This window comes from Spirillospora sp. CA-108201 (genome assembly GCF_050936235.1).
In the GTDB taxonomy this organism is placed as follows: Bacteria; Actinomycetota; Actinomycetes; order Streptosporangiales; family Streptosporangiaceae; genus Spirillospora.
Map to the genome: position 1 here is coordinate 1,832,616 of NZ_JBNJNE010000001.1, position 16,596 is coordinate 1,849,211.

16 protein-coding genes are annotated in these 16,596 nt (G+C 74.4%); 8 read left to right on the forward strand and 8 right to left on the reverse strand.

Going from position 1 to position 16,596, the window contains the following annotated elements; genetic code table 11:
* Positions 1–3: 3 nt before the first annotated feature.
* Entirely contained in the window at positions 4–363 is a 360-nt protein-coding gene (locus tag ACQEU6_RS09155) for a DUF6343 family protein (RefSeq protein WP_499330590.1), read from the forward strand.
* 22 nt (positions 364–385) lie between these two features.
* Here ACQEU6_RS09155 and ACQEU6_RS09160 read toward each other — a convergent pair whose 3' ends face one another.
* The gene (locus ACQEU6_RS09160; RefSeq protein WP_499330592.1) at positions 386–1,285 is read right to left on the reverse strand and encodes a helix-turn-helix transcriptional regulator; all 900 of its coding nucleotides are present in this window, start codon (positions 1,283–1,285) and stop codon (positions 386–388) included.
* Between the two features lie 108 nt (positions 1,286–1,393).
* On the opposite strand from ACQEU6_RS09160, the gene ACQEU6_RS09165 reads away from it, so the two are divergent.
* The 4 genes from ACQEU6_RS09165 to ACQEU6_RS09180 all read left to right on the forward strand — a co-directional run bounded on the left by ACQEU6_RS09165 (position 1,394) and on the right by ACQEU6_RS09180 (position 6,291).
* The gene (locus ACQEU6_RS09165; RefSeq protein ID WP_499330593.1) at positions 1,394–2,833 is read left to right on the forward strand and encodes an MFS transporter; all 1,440 of its coding nucleotides are present in this window, start codon (positions 1,394–1,396) and stop codon (positions 2,831–2,833) included.
* Between the two features lie 378 nt (positions 2,834–3,211).
* Positions 3,212–4,240, forward strand: a complete 1,029-nt coding sequence (locus ACQEU6_RS09170; protein ID WP_499330594.1) for a glycosyltransferase family 9 protein — start codon at positions 3,212–3,214, stop codon at positions 4,238–4,240.
* Between the two features lie 42 nt (positions 4,241–4,282).
* A complete protein-coding gene (locus ACQEU6_RS09175; protein WP_499330596.1) occupies positions 4,283–5,518 on the forward strand; it encodes a glycosyltransferase in 1,236 nt (411 codons plus the stop codon).
* 95 nt (positions 5,519–5,613) lie between these two features.
* Entirely contained in the window at positions 5,614–6,291 is a 678-nt protein-coding gene (locus tag ACQEU6_RS09180; protein ID WP_499330599.1) for an SDR family oxidoreductase, read from the forward strand.
* 203 nt (positions 6,292–6,494) lie between these two features.
* Here the strand turns inward: ACQEU6_RS09180 and ACQEU6_RS09185 are convergent, their stop codons facing one another.
* Complete coding sequence (locus tag ACQEU6_RS09185; RefSeq protein WP_499330601.1) at positions 6,495–6,857, reverse strand: fluoride efflux transporter FluC; 363 nt, start codon at positions 6,855–6,857, stop codon at positions 6,495–6,497.
* The gene (locus tag ACQEU6_RS09190) at positions 6,854–7,369 is read right to left on the reverse strand and encodes a fluoride efflux transporter FluC (RefSeq protein ID WP_499330603.1); all 516 of its coding nucleotides are present in this window, start codon (positions 7,367–7,369) and stop codon (positions 6,854–6,856) included. The genes ACQEU6_RS09185 and ACQEU6_RS09190 overlap by 4 nt, the downstream gene beginning before the upstream one ends.
* Before the next feature lie 217 nt (positions 7,370–7,586).
* On the opposite strand from ACQEU6_RS09190, the gene ACQEU6_RS09195 reads away from it, so the two are divergent.
* The gene (locus ACQEU6_RS09195) at positions 7,587–8,375 is read left to right on the forward strand and encodes a SigB/SigF/SigG family RNA polymerase sigma factor (protein WP_499330606.1); all 789 of its coding nucleotides are present in this window, start codon (positions 7,587–7,589) and stop codon (positions 8,373–8,375) included.
* Between the two features lie 18 nt (positions 8,376–8,393).
* Here ACQEU6_RS09195 and ACQEU6_RS09200 read toward each other — a convergent pair whose 3' ends face one another.
* From ACQEU6_RS09200 to ACQEU6_RS09220, 5 genes are all read right to left on the reverse strand, one after another.
* On the reverse strand, positions 8,394–9,257 hold the full coding sequence (locus tag ACQEU6_RS09200; RefSeq protein ID WP_499330608.1) for a S1 family peptidase: 864 nt from the start codon (positions 9,255–9,257) through the stop codon (positions 8,394–8,396).
* Between the two features lie 126 nt (positions 9,258–9,383).
* Complete coding sequence (gene glpK / locus ACQEU6_RS09205) at positions 9,384–10,901, reverse strand: glycerol kinase GlpK (RefSeq protein WP_499330610.1); 1,518 nt, start codon at positions 10,899–10,901, stop codon at positions 9,384–9,386.
* 34 nt (positions 10,902–10,935) lie between these two features.
* Positions 10,936–11,778, reverse strand: a complete 843-nt coding sequence (locus ACQEU6_RS09210; RefSeq protein ID WP_499330613.1) for an MIP/aquaporin family protein — start codon at positions 11,776–11,778, stop codon at positions 10,936–10,938.
* Positions 11,779–11,861: 83 nt separating this feature from the next.
* Positions 11,862–13,541: a thiamine pyrophosphate-binding protein gene (locus ACQEU6_RS09215; RefSeq protein WP_499330615.1), complete on the reverse strand. Its 1,680-nt coding sequence runs from the start codon at positions 13,539–13,541 to the stop codon at positions 11,862–11,864.
* Positions 13,538–14,311 (reverse strand): cyclase family protein, encoded by a 774-nt coding sequence (locus ACQEU6_RS09220; protein ID WP_499330617.1) that lies wholly within the window; start codon positions 14,309–14,311, stop codon positions 13,538–13,540. The genes ACQEU6_RS09215 and ACQEU6_RS09220 overlap by 4 nt, the downstream gene beginning before the upstream one ends.
* 219 nt (positions 14,312–14,530) lie before the next feature.
* On the opposite strand from ACQEU6_RS09220, the gene ACQEU6_RS09225 reads away from it, so the two are divergent.
* Both ACQEU6_RS09225 and ACQEU6_RS09230 read left to right on the forward strand, forming a co-directional pair.
* Complete coding sequence (locus ACQEU6_RS09225) at positions 14,531–15,661, forward strand: serine hydrolase domain-containing protein (protein WP_499330619.1); 1,131 nt, start codon at positions 14,531–14,533, stop codon at positions 15,659–15,661.
* A gap of 86 nt (positions 15,662–15,747) precedes the next feature.
* Entirely contained in the window at positions 15,748–16,593 is an 846-nt protein-coding gene (locus tag ACQEU6_RS09230) for a siderophore-interacting protein (RefSeq protein WP_499330621.1), read from the forward strand.
* The last annotated feature ends 3 nt before the right edge of the window (positions 16,594–16,596 follow it).

The window sequence follows — 16,596 nt, forward strand, 5'->3', positions numbered from 1 at the left end:
GTCGTGGGCGGCCACGAGCCTGACCGGAACGAGCCCGAGCGGCCCGACCGGAACGAGCCCGACCGGAACGAGCCCGAGCGGCCCGGCATCGGCCGGGACGATCCCGGCTGGCACGGCCCCGGGTCGCACGGGCCGTACCCGCACGAGCAGCCGCGCGGGGACGAGCCGCTGACCGCCCGCAGCCCGCTGCTGCTGCGGGCGGTCCTGTCCGCGGTCGCGCTGGTCGGCGCGGTGGCCGCCGCGATCGCCTTCACGGTGAGCGCCTCGGGCGGCGGTTCCCTGACCGCGGCGGGCATCTGCGCCGCCGTCGCCGTCATCGCCGCCGTCGACCTGGTGGTGATCGCCCGGCGGGCCCGCCACTGAGCCCGGCGCTCGGCGCCGGTGCTCAGTGCCGGTGGTCGCGGGCCGCGGCGGCGGGGTCGGCGAGCAGCCGGCCGATCCGCTCCCGGCTCTCCTCGTCGGTCGGCGTGTAGACGACGAGGCGCGCGTTCGGGGACGCGGTGATGTCCATGCTCGTGCTGCGGGTGCGGATCTCCCCGGCGGCGTGGTGCCGGAACACCTTCAGGCTGGGCCCGGGCAGCGCCACGTCGTGCGACGCCCACAGGCGGGCGAACAGGGGGCTGGCCGCCTGCAGCCGCCGGACCAGTTCCTTCCAGCCCGGCTCGTCCAGGTGCCGGCTGTAGCGGTGCCGGAAGACGGCGACGTGGCCCGGCGCCGCCTCCTCCGCGTTCACGAAAGGGTTGCAGCAGGGCGGCAGCGTGAACAGCATCCACAGCGTGTTGCGCTCGCAGGGCCGGGCCGTCAGGAACTGCGGGAAGACCGCCGAGAAGGCGGCGTTCCAGGCCACGAGGTCCGAGCGGGCGTTGACCACCGCCGCCGGCATCGGCACCAGGGCGTCCAGGATGCCCTGGACGTCCTCGGGCAGGCTCTGGGCCTCCGCCTCGACCGCCGCGTCCGGGACGTCGGCCAGCCGGTACAGGTGCTCGCGCTCGGCGCCGTCCAGCCGCAGGGTGCGCGCCACCGCGTCGAGCACCTGCGTGCTGGCGTTGATCGGGCGGCCCTGCTCCAGCCACGTGTACCAGGTGACGCCGACCCCGGCGAGCTGGGCGACCTCCTCGCGGCGCAGGCCGGGGGTGCGGCGCCGCAGGCCCGGCGGCATCCCCACGTCCTCGGGGGTGATCCGGGCGCGGCGGCTGCGCAGGAACGCCGCCAGTTCCGTGCGGCGGCGCGGCCCCGTCCCGCTCCGGTCGCGGCGCTCCGCGGATGCCCCGGGCGCACTCGTCATCGTCACTCCCCCAGCCTGCCCCTGCCCGGCGCCTTCTTCCAGGTGCCGTCGGTACCAGTATCCGCAGGCTCTCGTTACCGGTACCGTTCCGCCCGCACGCTCGTCCCCATGACACAGACAACCGATCTGCGCGGGACCGTGCCCGAACGGGGGTCGCGGAACGGGACCGGCGGGCTCGCGCTCGCCGTCATCCTGCTCGGCCAGTTCATGGCCGTCCTCGACGTGAACATCGTCAACGTGGCCCTGCCGACGATGCGCGCCGACCTGCGCGCCTCGGGCGCGGGGCTCCAGCTCGTCGCGGCGGGCTACGTCGTCTCCTACGCGGTGCTGCTGATCACGGGCGCGCGCCTCGGCGGCGTCGCGGGCCACCGCCGCCTGTACCACCTCGGCCTCGCGTCGTTCACCGCGGCGTCGCTGGCGTGCGGGCTGGCGCCCTCCACTGGCACGCTGGTGCTGTTCCGCTTCCTCCAGGGGGCGGGCGCGGCGCTGCTGACCCCGCAGGTGATGTCGATGATCCAGCGGGACTTCGCCGGCGCGGCCCGGGCGCGGGCGCTCGGCTTCTACTCGGCCGTCATCGCGGGCGGCGTCGTCGTCGGGCAGGCGGCCGGGGGCCTGCTCGTCGGCGCGGACCTGTTCGGCGCCGGCTGGCGGACGGTCTTCCTCGTCAACGTGCCGATCGGCGCCGCGCTGCTGCTCGCCGGGCCGCGCGCGCTGCCCCGCGACCGGACCGCGCGCCGGACGCGGCCGCTGCAGGCCGAGCTGGACCTTCCGGGGCTGCTCACGCTGGCCCCCGCGGTGCTGCTGCTCGTCGTCCCGCTGATCATGGGGCACGAGCTCGGATGGCCGCGGTGGGGATGGGCGGCGCTGGCCGCCGGTGCGGCGTTCGCGGCCGCGTTCGCCGTCGTCGAGCGGCGCGCGGCGTCCGCCGGCGGACGGCCGCTGATCTCGCCGCGGGTGCTGCGCGCCCCGCTGCTGCTCCCGGCCTGCGCGGCGATCATGATCGCGCCGGCGAGCTGGGGGACGTTCCTGTTCACCACCACCCTGCACCTGCAGGGCGACCTGCGGATGTCCCCGCTGGAGTCGGGGCTGGCGTTCGTGCCGTGCGTCACCGCGTTCGGGCTGGTCGGGCTGAACTGGCAGCGGCTGCCGGCCCGCTGGCACGGGCGCGCCGTCCCGGCCGGGTTCGCCGTGGCCGGGGCGGGCTACCTGTTCGTCGGGCCCCTCGCCGACGGCGGCCTCGCCTACGAGGCGCTCACCGTGGTCATCGGGTTCGGCCTCGGGGTGATGCCGATCGTCATGACGACCGCGCTGCGGCACGTCCCGCCCGGCGACGCGGCCGACGCCAGCGGGCTGCTGCTCACGCTGATGCAGCTCGCGCAGGTGATCGGGATCGCCACCGTGGGGACGCTGTTCCTCGCGCTGACCGAGTCCGGCGGTTCGACCCGGCACGCCGAGTACGGAACCGGCTGGGCGCTCGCCGGGACGGTGCTCCTCGGCGCCCTGTGCGCGCTGTCCCTGGCCCGCGACCGGACCACCGATCGCCCCTGACGGTCGGGAGGGACGGGCGCGGGGACCGACGAGCGCCCCGCGTTTTCTCCTCTTTGCTCGCAAATGTCGCACCACCTGCCCCTTTTATTACCTGCGACTCTCCTGGCATCAGCGTTTAGCAGCACCGTTCTGGGCAATGTCCGGAATTACGTACAGGGGATTCCGCTCCCGGTCGGTCCCGGGGCCCGGTGCCTGGAACGCAGGCACTCTTCTTCTCCCTTACCGGACGCCGCGCCGAAACGGGGTGCCCATGCGCGTGCTCGGAACCAACGCGATCCTCCATGACCCGACCGCCGCGCGCGCGGCCCTGCACAGCGCGCGGTCGCGCGGCGATCCGCCGGCCGCCGCCGGCCCGGCCTCCGGCGGAAGGCGGCGCCGATGAGAGTGCTGGTCGCGCGGCAGGACGACATCGGCGACGTCCTGCTCGCCGGCCCCGCCGTGCGGGCGGTCGCCGAACACGCCGGCGAGGTCGTGCTGCTCTGCGGGCCGCGCGGGCGCGCCGCGGCCGACTTGCTGCCCGGCGTCGACGGCGTCATCGAGTGGCGCGCCCCCTGGATCGACCCGGACCGCGTGCCCGTCGAGCGGGCCGAGGTCGACCGCCTCGTCCGCGAGCTGGAGGGGTTCGACCGGGCGCTGATCCTGACCTCGTCCCACCAGTCGCCGCTGCCGCTCGCGCTGCTCCTGCGGCTCGCCGGGACGCCCTGGATCGGCGGCATCAGCGAGGACGACCCGGGGTCGCTGCTGGACCTGTGGCACCGCCCCGGCATCGACGTCCCCGAGCCGCTGCGGATGCTCGCCCTGGTGGAGGACGCCGGATTCCCCTCCCCCGCCGACACCCGGCTGCGGGTCCGCGGCCCGCTGCCGGACGTCGACCACCTCACCGGCGGGCCCGGCTACGTGGTGGTGCACCCGGGGACGTCCGTCCCCGCGCGCGCCTGGCCGCCCGGGCACTGCGCCCGGGCGGTGCGGCTCCTCGTCGCGGCGGGCCGCCGGGTGGTCGTGACCGGCCACCCGGACGAGAAGGAGCTGACGGCGCTGGTCGCCGGGGAGGACGGCCTCGACCTCGGCGGGCGCACCGGCCTGCCCGAGCTGGCGTCGGTGCTGCGCGGCGCCTGCGCCGTCGTCGCCGGCAACACCGGCCCCGCGCACCTGGCGGCGGCCGTCGGGACGCCGGTCGTGTCGCTGTTCGCGCCGACGGTCCCGGCCGCCCGGTGGGCGCCCTTCGGGGTGCCGCTGGCGCTGCTCGGCGACCAGGGGGCGCCGTGCAGGGACAGCCGCGCCCGCGACTGCCCCGTGGACGGCCACCCCTGCCTGTCGTCGGTCGGCCCCGACGAGGTCGCCGCCGCCGTGGAGATCGTGGCGTCGGACGAGTTCGCGGCGCCGGACGAGGAGGTGCCCGCCCGATGAGAGTGCTCATGCGGCACGTGCGACTCTCCAGGAGGTAACGCGATGAAGATAGCCATGGTCTCCGAGCACGCCAGTCCTCTCGCCGCCGGACGCGGCCCCGCCGGAAAAGGGCCGGGCGGAGCGGACGGGGGCGGGCAGAACGTGTTCGTCGCGGAACTGGCCGCCGGACTCGGCGGGCAGGGGCACCGCGTCACCGTCTACACGCGGCGGGACGCCGCGACTCTGCCCGAGCGGGTGCGGTTCGCGCCCGGCGTGACCGTGGAGCACGTGCCGGCGGGCCCGGCCGAGCCCATCGCCAAGGACGACCTGCTGCCGTGGATGCACGACTTCGGGAGATATCTGGAGCGGCGCTGGGCCGCGGACCCTCCCGACGTCGCGCACGCCCACTTCTGGATGAGCGGCCTCGCGGCCGTCCAGGCCGCGCAGGCGGCGGGCGCGGCCCGGCGCATCCCTGTCGTGCAGACCTACCACTCGCTCGGCGCCGTGAAGCGGCGCCACCAGGGCGACGGCGACACCAGCCCCGCCTCCCGCGTCCGGCTGGAGCGGGCGCTCGGGCGGGCCGCCGACGCCGTCGTCGCCACCTGCTCGGACGAGGCCGCCGAGCTGATCGCGATGGGCGTCCCCCGCGACCGCGTCCGGGTGGTGCCGGGCGGCGTGGACCTGGACCTCTTCTCGCCCGAGGGCCCCGTCCACGGCGGGCGCGGGCGGCACCGGCTCGTGGTGCTGTCGCGGCTCGTCGAGCGCAAGGGCGTCGACACCGCCATCGGCGCGCTGGCGTACCTGCCCGACGCCGAGCTCCTGGTCGCGGGCGGGCCGCCCCGCGGCGGCCTCGACGGCGACCGCGAGGTGCGCAGGCTGCGGCGGGCGGCGGCGGACGCGGGCGTGGCCGGGCGGGTGGAGTTCCTCGGCCGGCTCCGCCGCGACGAGGTCCCGCCGCTGCTGCGCTCGGCGAGCCTCGCCGTCACCCTGCCCTGGTACGAGCCGTTCGGCATGGTGCCGCTCGAAGCCATGGCCTGCGGTGTCCCGGTGGTGGCGACCGCCGTCGGAGGGCACCTCGACACCGTCGTGCACGGCGTGACCGGCGTGGTCGTCCCGCCGCGCGACCCGGACACGGCCGCACAGGCGATCCGGCGGATGCTGGACGACCCGGCCAGGCGAGCCGCGATGGGACGCGCGGGCGGGGGGCGGGCGCGCGGACGCTACTCGTGGGCCCGGGTCACCGCCGACACCGCCGAGGTCTACCGGCGCGCCGCCGCGCTGAGCGAGGTGGCGGCCTGATGACCGGAGACGGCGACCGCGGCGGCGGGGGGACCGCCGCCTCTTCTGGAAGGGCGCTCCACCACGCGCCCGCTGCCGACGAAGGGAAACGCGTCATGAACGTCCTCATCACCGGCGGCGCCTCCGGACTCGGCGCCGCCGTCGCGCGGAGGGTCGCCGACGACGGCGGGCGGCCCCTGATCCTCGACCGGCATCCCCCGAAGGAGGACTTCGAGCACATGCAGGCCGACCTCGCCGACCGCCGCTGCGCCGAGCGCGCCGTGCACTGCCTGGCGCGCGCCGCGGGCGGGCTCGACGCCGTCGTCGCCGCCGCCGGCATCGACGCCTGCGGCCCCCTGTGCGAGGTCCCCGCCGAGGACTGGGAGCGGGTCGTCCAGGTGAACCTGATCGGCACCGCCGCCGTCGCGCGCGCCGCGCTCCCGTACCTGGAGAACGAGCCCCACGGGCGGATCGTCACCGTCGCCTCCACCCTGGGGTTCCACGCGCAGAGCGACGCGACCGCGTACTGCGCGTCCGAGTTCGGCCTCGTCGGGTTCACCCGGGCGCTCGCCGCCGAGACGGCAGGGAAGGTCGCCGTCACCATGGTCGTGCCCGGCGGGATGGACACCGCGTTCTTCGACGACCGCCCGGACCGGTACAAGCCCGGCGCCGACGCCAAGCTGAACCGGCCCGAGAACGTGGCGGCGACCATCGCGTTCGCGCTCGCCCAGCCGCCCGGCTGCGAGGTGCGCGAGCTGGTCGTGTGCGCCTCCGAGGAGCCGTCGTGGCCGTGACGGCCGCCCGCCGTGGAGCGGTCCCCAGGCGAACACCGGAGCGCGGGGTGTACCCGTCGCGGAAGGAGGCGGTTTCCAGACGGTGACAGTCCAGACACCCTCCGGTTTACCGAGATGCCCCCTGGGGCAGAGTCCTCTCGCGGCCCACTCGCGAGCTCGGAGCCAAGTGCCCCGAGCTGCGAGCATGGGCCGCGCCAGGTTCCTCACCCGGTGACGGCCTGGGCGATCGCCATCCCGCAGTAGGCAGCGCCGAGACCCGCGGCGATGCTGGCCCCCGCGTTGGCCACGGCGTAGAAGCGCGTCCCGTCCTCGGCGAGGCGCAGGGTCTCGTAGCCGAAGGTGGAGTACGTGCTCAGGGCGCCGCAGAAGCCCGTCCCGGCGAACGCCATCACGCCCTCGTGCGCGGGCATCGCCGCCAGCAGGCCCAGAACGAACGACCCCGCGACGTTGACGGTGAACGTCCCCCACGGGAACACCGAGTCGTGCCGGGACTGGACGGCGCGGTCGGTGAGGTAGCGCAGCGGAGCGCCGAGAGCGGCGCCCAGCACGATCAGCACGATGGTCACTCGCCGCCCGCCTCGCCCTGCTCGGTGCACCGGATCCGCGCGGCCGCCTCCCGCTCGCGCGGCCGGGCCAGCAGCCTGGTCACGCGGACACCCGTGTAGACGGCCGCGAGCGCGGCCGCGAGCGTTCCGGCGAGGTAGGCCAGCCCGACGAGCGGCGCGCCGTGGTTCACCAGCTCCTGGATGTCGACGACGTACGTCGAGAACGTGGTGTAGCCGCCGAGCACCCCCACCCCGAGGAACGGGCGCACGAGCCGGTGCGCCCGCCACGTCTCGGTGATGAGGACCATCAGCACCCCGATCAGGAGGCACCCCGAGACGTTCACCCAGAAGACGGCCCACGGGAACTCCCCCGCCCGGTGGGGGAACGCGTTGCCGAGCCCGTGCCGCGCCAGGGCTCCGACGGCCCCGCCGGCCGCGATCGCCGCCAGGACGCCCCACGGGCCTTCGCGCAGCTCGGAACGCTGCCTCGGAACATGCAGATCGACATCGGAGTCGACAGGACGGCCGGTCACGGGCGCACACTCCTACCAGTAGCCACGACGCACTCACCGGTAGGGACCGTTGGCGGAACGTTCCGCGGTTCGCCGTCCTGGCACGGCGGGCCCCACCGCCGTTTCCCGTCTCCGGGTCGTTCCGAGCCTACCGCCGCCGTGTGATCGGAACTTCCCCGGGTAGTGGGACGGGACCAAGCGAACCTACCCTCACCGGCCCCGCTGGAAGGGAGCGCGTATGCCGTGGGCGGAGTCCACCGGCCGGTTCGGCGACGGACAGACCGAGAGGCTTCTCAAGGAGATGAACCGGCTCCAGGTGACCGACCCGCGGCGGGAGCGGCTGCGCGAGCGCATCGTCGACATCCACGAGCCCCTGGTCCGCGGCGTGGCGCGCCGCTACGCCAACCGGGGGGAATCGCAGGACGATCTGCAGCAGGTCGCCTACCTGGGCCTGGTCAAGGCCATCAACCGGTTCGACCCCGCGGTCGGGGACCGGTTCGTCACCTATGCCTACCCGGTGGTCACCGGCGAGGTGAAGCGGCACTTCCGCGACAAGACGTGGGGCGTCCGCGTGTCGCGCCGCATCCAGGAGCTGCGGCCGATCCTGCACCGCACCGTCCAGGAGTTCACCCGCGAGCACGGCCGCTCCCCCACCACCGCGGAGACCGCGGCGCTCATGGGCATCACCGAGGACGAGACGGTCGAGGTCATCATCGCCTGCGACGCCTACCGCCCGCTGTCGCTGGAGGCTCCGGCCGACGGGTCGCCGGACGGCGACGCCGGCACCGTCGGCGAGCACCTCGGCGCCGACGACCCGGCGCTGGAGGCCTTCATCGACGGCCACGCCCTGAGGCCCCTCATCGACGGCCTGCCCGAACGCGAGCGCACCATCCTGCTGCTGCGGTTCTTCGGCAACAAGACGCAGACGCAGATCGCCGAGCAGATCGGCCTGTCCCAGATGCACGTCTCCCGGCTGATCCGCGTGACCCTCGACCGGCTCCGCTCCGGGCTGATGGCGGAGCGGTGACCTCCCGCCGCCGGCCCGTCAGGGCCTGGGCAGCGCGCACGCCTTGCCCAGCACGACGTCGTTGCCCTTGCCCAGGCATCGGGCGAGCAGGTACGTCTGCTGCCCGTAGTGGGTGCCCTGCCGGACGGTGACGTCGCCGGCGCGGTCGATCTCGCACGGGTTGTTGAGCGTGCAGCGCTCGCCGTCGTCGTTGCCGGTGTTGTTGATGCCGACGACCTGGTGCGTCCGGACGTCGATGACCGGTGACCCGGACGTCCCGTGGATGGTCTGGCACTCCGGCTTGTAGCGGATGGAGTCCTTCCACGTCCAGTCGGCCTCGCGCAGCCGGTAGACGGTCGCGTCCGTGTTGCAGCCGTAGATCTTCCGCCAGTACCCGGACACGACCCGGATCGGCGTCCCGTCATGCGGCTTCGCCGTCGAAAGGCGCAGCGCGGGGATCCCGTAGCGCTTCTGGATCGCCGCGTAGGTCGTGTCGAGCCGGTACACCGTCACGTCGGTGTCGGTCATCGTGGCGTACTCGACCCGTGTGGCCTGGAGGGTGCCGAGGTTCCGGCCGCCGCTCCGGTCGAGAAGCGTGAAGGTCCGGGACGACCCCTGATTCACGATCACCTCGCCGGCGTCCGGCATGCCCGACTCCAGGCAGTGGCCGTTGGTCAGCACCAGCGCGGCGTCGGCGTCCCGCGACCGCGGCCCCCGCACCAGGGAGCCCGAGCAGTTGCTCAGCGCGACGATCCCGGTGAAGTCGACCGCCGCCCGCTGGGCCCGCGGCGCCTGCGGCAGGGCGGGTGCGGCCTGCGCGGGACCGGCGGCGAGCGCCGCGGCGCCCGCGAGGGCGAGCGTCCCGGCGGCGGTGAGGGCGGCTGCGGCGATGCGGCTGGGCATGCGGATCCTCTCGGGCGGGCCGGCGGCGGAAGACCGCCCCGGCCGGGACGGCGCTGTCTCGGCGGATGCTAGATCATTTGATTCCCGCGGAGAAGCACCGCCGCCCTTCCCCGCGGGGCACCTTTCTCAGTCGACCTCCACCCACCCGTAGGTGCGCTCGACGGCCTTCTTCCAGCCTGCGTAGCCGTGTTGGCGTTGGTCGTTGTTCCAGGTGGGCTGCCAGCGTTTGTCTTCGTTCCAGTTCTGGCGGAGTTCGTCGGTGGTGTTCCAGAATCCGACGGCGAGGCCGGCGGCGTAGGCGGCGCCCAGGGCGGTGGTCTCGGCGACGACGGGCCGGGAGACCGGGACGCCGAGGATGTCGGCCTGCAGTTGCATGCACAGTTCGTTGGCGGTGACGCCGCCGTCGACCTTGAGGACGTCCAGGGAGACGCCGGAGTCCTCGCGCATGGCTTCGACGACGTCGCGGGACTGGTAGCAGATGGATTCCAGGGTGGCGCGGGCCAGGTGGGCGTTGGTGTTGTAGCGGGACAGGCCGACGATGGCGCCGCGGGCGTCGGATCGCCAGTAGGGGGCGAACAGGCCGGAGAAGGCCGGGACGAAGTAGACGCCGCCGTTGTCGTCGACCTGGCGGGCCAGGGCCTCGCTCTGCGCCGCGCCGGAGATGATGCCGAGCTGGTCGCGCAGCCATTGCACCGCCGACCCCGTCACCGCGATCGAACCCTCCAGCGCGTAGACGGGCGCCGCGTCGCCGAACTGGTAGCAGACGGTGGTGAGCATCCCGGCCTTGGACCGGACGAGTTCCTCACCCGTGTTGAGCAGGAGGAAGTTGCCGGTGCCGTAGGTGTTCTTGGCCTCGCCGGGCGAGAAGCACACCTGCCCGACCGTGGCGGCCTGCTGGTCCCCGAGGATCCCGGTGAGCGGCACCTCGCCGCCGAGCGGGCCGCCCGGGCGGGTCGTGCCGTAGGCGTCGGGCGCGGAGGACGGTTCGATCTCCGGCAGCATGGAGCGCGGGATCCCGAAGAACGACAGCAGCTGGTCGTCCCAGGCGAGGGTCTCCAGGTCCATGAGCATGGTGCGGCTGGCGTTGGTCGGGTCGGTGACGTGCACGCCGCCGTCCGTCCCGCCGGTGAGGTTCCACAGCACCCACGTGTCGATGTTGCCGAAGATCGCCTCGCCGTTCTCGGCGGCCTCGCGGACGCCGTCGACGTTCTCCAGGATCCACTGGATCTTGCCGCCGGAGAAGTACGTCGCGGGCGGCAGCCCGGCGCGGTGCCGGATCGTCTCGCCCCGGCCGTCGCGCTCGAGCGCGGACGCGATGCGGTCGGTGCGGGTGTCCTGCCAGACGATCGCGTTGTAGTAGGGGCGCCCGGTGCGCCGGTTCCACACCACGGTCGTCTCGCGCTGGTTGGTGATCCCGAACGCGGCCAGGTCGCCGTGGGACAGGTTCGCCTTGTTCAGGGCGGACTGGATGACCGAGCGCGTCCGCTCCCAGATCTCGGTGGGATCGTGCTCGACCCAGCCGGCCCGGGGCAGGATCTGCTCGTGTTCGAGCTGGTGGCGGGCGATCTCGTTGCCGCCGTGGTCGAAGATCATGAATCGGGTGCTGGTCGTGCCCTGGTCGAGGGCCCCGACGAAGTCGGCCATGGACTCTTCCTTTCCGCCCGCGGGAGCGGGCCCGTCAGCGGACGTCGTACTCCGGCTCCGGCCCCGCGGGCAGCCCGCCCTCCTCGTCCGGGAGATGGCGCCCGACGAACACCAGGTACAGGCCGGCGCCGAGCACGCCGCCGATCAGCGGACCGCCGATCGGCACCCAGAAGTACAGGTCGCCGTACTGGTCCCGCCAGGCGGTGTCGTATCCGGTGATGTACTGGGCGAGCCGCGGCCCGAAGTCGCGGGCCGGGTTGATCGCGTAGCCGGCGTCGGAGCCGAACGACATCCCGATCGCCACCACCACCAGGCCGATGATGAACGGCGCCAGGTTGGCCAGCGGCGGCGCGTTGCGCACGTCGGTGAGGGCCAGGATGAGGAACAGCAGGATGGCGGTGCCGATCACCTGGTCGCGGAACGCGCCCCAGGTGCCGACCGGGAGCGAGCCGTTGCCCGGCAGGGTGGAGAACACGAACTGCGACTTGAGGGTGTGGCCGGGGTCGAACTTCGCGAGGATCTCGCTGTAGTCCCACCGGACGATCAGCGCGGCCACGAAGGCGCCGAACACCTGCGCGAACCAGAACGGCAGGACCTTGCGCCAGGGAAACCCCTTGTACACCGCGAGTGCGAGCGTCACGGCGGGGTTGAGGTGCCCGCCGCTGGTCCGGGCCGCGACGTACACGCCGAGCGTGACGCCGATCCCCCAGGCCCAGGCGATGCTGTCGTGGCCGCCGAGGCTCTGCGGCGCGCCGAGCCCGCTCGCCGCCACGGCCTGGGCGACCACGCCGACGCCGAACAGGATCAGGATCAGCGTGCCGGCGAACTCCGCCGCCATCTGCCTGGCGAGTTCGGGCAGCCTCGGCCCTCGCGACATGTCTCCTCCTCGGGCGTGTGAACCGGGCCACGACGGCCGTGATCGTGATCGTTCCCAAAGAGGATTCGGCTACACAGAGTCAGCTAATGACCACGAAATGCTTCTTCCAGCCACCACGAGGGCCGGCCCCGCGTGACCTTGGCGTCCACGACCATCGGCCGGTCGCGCGGCCCCGCCAGCCAGCCGGCCACGGCCGCGAGGTCGTCCGGCGTCCGGACGGTCGCCGCCGCGCAGCCGAACCCGCGCCCGATCGCGGCCAGGTCCGCGGGCGGGAACGTGACGGCGTCCAGGGGATGCCCGTCCGGGCCGAAGTGGTGCACCTCCGCCCCGTACGCCTCGTCGTCGTAGACGAGCACGAGGAGGCCGAGCCCGAGCCGCACGGCCGTCTCCAGTTCCGCGACCGACATCAGCGCGCCGCCGTCGCCGAGCGCGGCGACGGTGAGCCGGTCCGGGCGGGCCACGGCCGCGCCGATGGCGGTCGCGAGGCCGAGCCCCACCGACTGGAACGCCTGCGTGAACACCAGGCCGTCGTCGTCGGGGACGTCCAGGAACATCGCCGGATAGCCCATGAAGTTGCCGGAGTCGACCGCGACCGTGCGCTCGCGGGGCAGCATGCCGTCCAGGGCGATCGTCAGCGTCCGCGGGTCGATGCGGGGGCCGTCGCCGCCGTCCTCGCCGGGGTGCTCGTCGTAGGGGACGTCCTGCCAGCGCCCTTCGCGGGCGAGCCGCTCCGCCACCTCGGGCGTGCGGTACCCCGTGGCCCGGTGGCCGCGCGCGCGGAGCTCGGCCGTGACCGCCCGCGCGGTCTCGGCGGCGTCGCCGATCAGGCCGAGGTCGACGGGGCGGTGCGCGCCGAGCGCGTGCGCCTCAACGTCGACCTGCACGACCGCGGCGTTCCGGCCGATGAGGGCGCCGTGCCGCGTCGTCCACATGTTCAGCGAGCAGCCCCAGGCGACGACCAGGTCGGCGCCGCGGATCAGCTCCGCCGCGGCGGGGGTGGCGAAGCCTCCGCTGACGTCCAGGGCGAACGGGTCGCCGGCGAACAGGCCGCGCGCCACCGCCGACGTCGCGGGCAGCGCCCCGCAGCGTCCGGCGAGCTCGGCGAGGGCGTCGCGGGCGCCCGACAGGCGCGCGCCGCGCCCCGCGACGAACACCGGCCGCCGCGCCGCCTGGAGCGTGTCGGCGAGGCCGGCGACCGCGGCGGGCGGCGGCACCGGCAGCGCCGGCACCCGCCCGGGCCGGGCGCGCGCGGGCGTCCGCGCCGGCGCGTCCGGCAGCTCGGCGGCCTGGACGTCCAGCGGCAACCCGAGCAGCACCGTGCGGCGCTCGGCGACCGCGGTCCGGCACGCGCGCGCCACGTCGGCCAGGGCGGTCTCCGGGGAGTGGACCCGCTCGGGGACGGCGCCCACCGCCGCCGCGATCGCCGCCTGGTCGACGCGGAAGTTGGAGCGGACCGCGGCGGCGGCCACCTCTCCCGCGACCACCAGCAGCGGAGTCCGGCTCTTGGCGGCCTCCGCCATGCCCGTGACCGCGTTGGTGAGGCCGGGCCCCTGGTGGACGGTCACAACGCCGAGGCCGCGGCTCACCCGCGCGTACGCGTCGGCCATCGTCACCGCGCCGCCCTCGTGGCGGGCGGCGACGAACCGGGCGCCGGCCGCCGCGAGGGCGTTGGTGACGTGGAAGTTGCCGCTGCCGACGACGCCGAAGACGGTTCCGGCCCCGAACCGCGCGAGGGTGTGCCCGACCGCCTCGGCGACGTTCACCGCTCGGTCAGCGCGAGCACGCGGGCGGGGCTGCCCGAGCCGCCGACGATCGGCAGCGGCGAGGCGAGCAGCACGGCGCCGCGGGCCGGGAGCCGGTCGAGGCCGCGCAGCTGGGTGAGGCCGTACTTGCCGGCGCCGAGGAAGTAGGAGTGGCACGGGAACGGCGGGTCGAAGCCGTGCGCGGCGCCCGCGTCGGTGCCGACGGTCTCCACGCCGAGACCGAGCAGCGGCGTCTCCTCGGCCAGCCACCGGGCGCACTCGGCCGAGATCCCGGGGGTGTGCGGGCCGTTCTCGTCGGCGTTGAGGAAGGCCTCCTGGTCGCCGGCGCGGGCGTCCCAGCCCGTCCGGTAGAGGAGCCAGCCGCCGTCCGGGAGCGGGCCGTGCGCCCGCTCCCAGTCGCGGACGTGGTCGATCTCCAGCAGGAAGTCGGGATCGGCGGCGGCGCGCCCGGAGGCGTCCAGCACCGCGGCGGGCGCGACGAGCCGGGCGGGCGGGACCTGCGAGACGTCCTCGCCGTCGCGGCCGGTGGCCCAGTGCACGGGGGCGTCGAAGTGGGTGCCGACGTGCTCGCCCGTCTCGATGTCGTTCCAGTACCAGGCGGGTCCGCGGTCGTCGTAGCGGCTGATCTCCCTCAGCCGGAACGGGACGGTGTTGGCGAACGGCTCCGGCAGGTGGAGGATCGGGGTCCGCTCCGACAGCGGCGCCGTCAGGTCGACGATCTCCACGGAGCCGTCGGCGACGGCGGCGAGCAGCTGGGCGAGCACGGACATCGTTCCTCCGGCGGCACGGGCGGCTGAGCGGGACGCGGATCCGACGAACGTACCGCAGGCGGGCCCGCCCGGAGCGCCGCCGGACGCGGCCCCGGAGCCCTTTTGTGCCACGACGACATGTCCGCCGCCGGATTTCGTCGCCCCGCACCATGGACGCGGCGCCGCCGCACGATCACCATCGGTGAGGAACCCGGCCGATCCCGCCCCCACGGAGGTCCGATGCGCCGCAGGCCCTGGACGCTCGCACTCGCCGCAGCCGCCGTCACCGTCGCCCTCGCCGCTCCCCCGGCGCACGCCGCCCCGCCGGCGCCGTCTCCGCCGTCCGCCGGCGTCACCGAGGCCGCGCGCGGCTTCGACCCCCTGATCCCCTCGTCCGACCCCGTCGCCCTGCGCGACGCGCACCGGCCGCTCGCGGTGACCTACACCTACGAAGGCCGGAAGCACACCCTCGACGACTACCTCGCCCGGACCGGGACCCAGGGGTTCGTCGTGCTGGACCGCAGCGACGTCGTCTTCGAGCGCTACGCCGCCGCCGGCCGCGACACCCTGTTCCAGTCGTGGTCGATGGCGAAGTCGTTCACCTCGGCCGCGATCGGCGTCGCGCTCGGCGAGGGCTTCATCGACTCGATCGACGACCCGGTCACCCGGTACGTCCCTGAGCTGAAGGGGTCGGGGTTCGACGGCGTCTCGCTGCGCGACCTGCTGCGGATGTCGTCGGGCGTCCAGTGGACGGAGACCTACGACGTGCCGTTCGTGCACGTCGCCGCGAGCCTCGGGTATCCGCTGACCGAAATGGCCAAGCAGCGCAAGCGGGGATGGGAGCCGGGGACGAGGTTCGAGTACACGAGCATGAACTCGTTCGTCCTCTCGTGGGTCGTGGCCAAGGCGACCGGGGTCCCGTACCACGCCTACGTCCAGAAGAAGATCTGGGAACCGGCGGGTATGGCGTCCAAGGCGTACCTCGGCAACGACTCCAACGGCAACAGCATGGGGTACTGCTGCTACTACGCGACCGACCGCGACTTCGCGCGGTTCGGCCTTCTCTACCTGAACGGCGGCAGGGCGAACGGGCGCCAGGTCGTTCCCGCCTCCTGGGTGGCGGAGTCGACGCGGCCGTCCGCCGCGTTCAACGGCGGGTACGGCCTTCAGTGGTGGCTCGGCGAGAACGGCGACTTCTCGGCCAACGGCCTCGCCGGCCAGCTCATCTGGGTCTCGCCCCGGTACGGCGTCGTCATCGTGAAGTCGACGCTGGCGACCGTCCTGGCCGCGGAGGAGACCGACGCCGCGTTCGAGGCGATCGCCGCCGAGGTCGCGCGGACCCGCGCGGCCCGTCCGGCCGCGCCGCGCTGACCGCCGGGCCCGCCGGGGAACATTCCGGATCCAGTAGAGGTTAGGGTTCCCTAAGTACTGTGATCCGGATCATCGGAGGGGACCGTATGGCGACGGAACCGGCACGCAAGGGACGCAGGCTCCACCGGGGGACGGTGCTGCGCACCGAGCGCCTCACACCGCACATGATCCGCGTGGTCCTCGGCGGCGACGGGCTCTCGGACTTCGGCGCGGGAGAGTTCACCGACCACTACGTGAAGCTGCTGTTCCCCCGGCCGGGCGTCGCCTACCCCGAGCCGTTCGACATGGAGCGGGTGCGCGCCGAGCTGCCGCGCGAGCAGTGGCCGAGCACCCGCACCTACACCGTGCGCGCGTGGGACCCCGGCGCGGGCGAGCTGACGATCGACTTCGTCCACCACGGCGACAAGGGGCTCGCCGGGCCGTGGGCGGCGGGCGTCCGGCCGGGCGAGGAGATCCTCTTCAACGGCCCGGGCGGCGGCTACGCGCCCCGCGCCGGCGCCGGCTGGCACCTGCTCGCCGGCGACGAGAGCGCCCTGCCCGCGATCGCGGCCTCCCTGGAGCGCCTCCCGGACGGCGCCCCCGCCCGCGTGCTCGTCGAGGTCGCGGGGCCCGAGGAGGAGCAGGACCTGCGCACGCCCGGCGACGCGGAGATCGTCTGGCTGCACCGGGGCGGCGGCGAGGTCGGCGACCTGCTGGTCGAGGCCGTCCAGAAGCTCGACTTCCCGGACGGGGAGGTGCACGCCTTCGTGCACGGCGAGGCCACCTTCGTCAAGGCCCTCCGCCGCCACCTGCGCGTCGAGCGGGGCCTTCCCCTGGACCGGCTGTCGATCTCCGGTTACTGGCGGCGCGGCCGCGACGAGGACGGGTGGCAGTCCGGCAAGCGCGAATGGAACCGGCAGGTGGAGCAGGAGGAGGCGCAGGCCCTCGCCTGACCC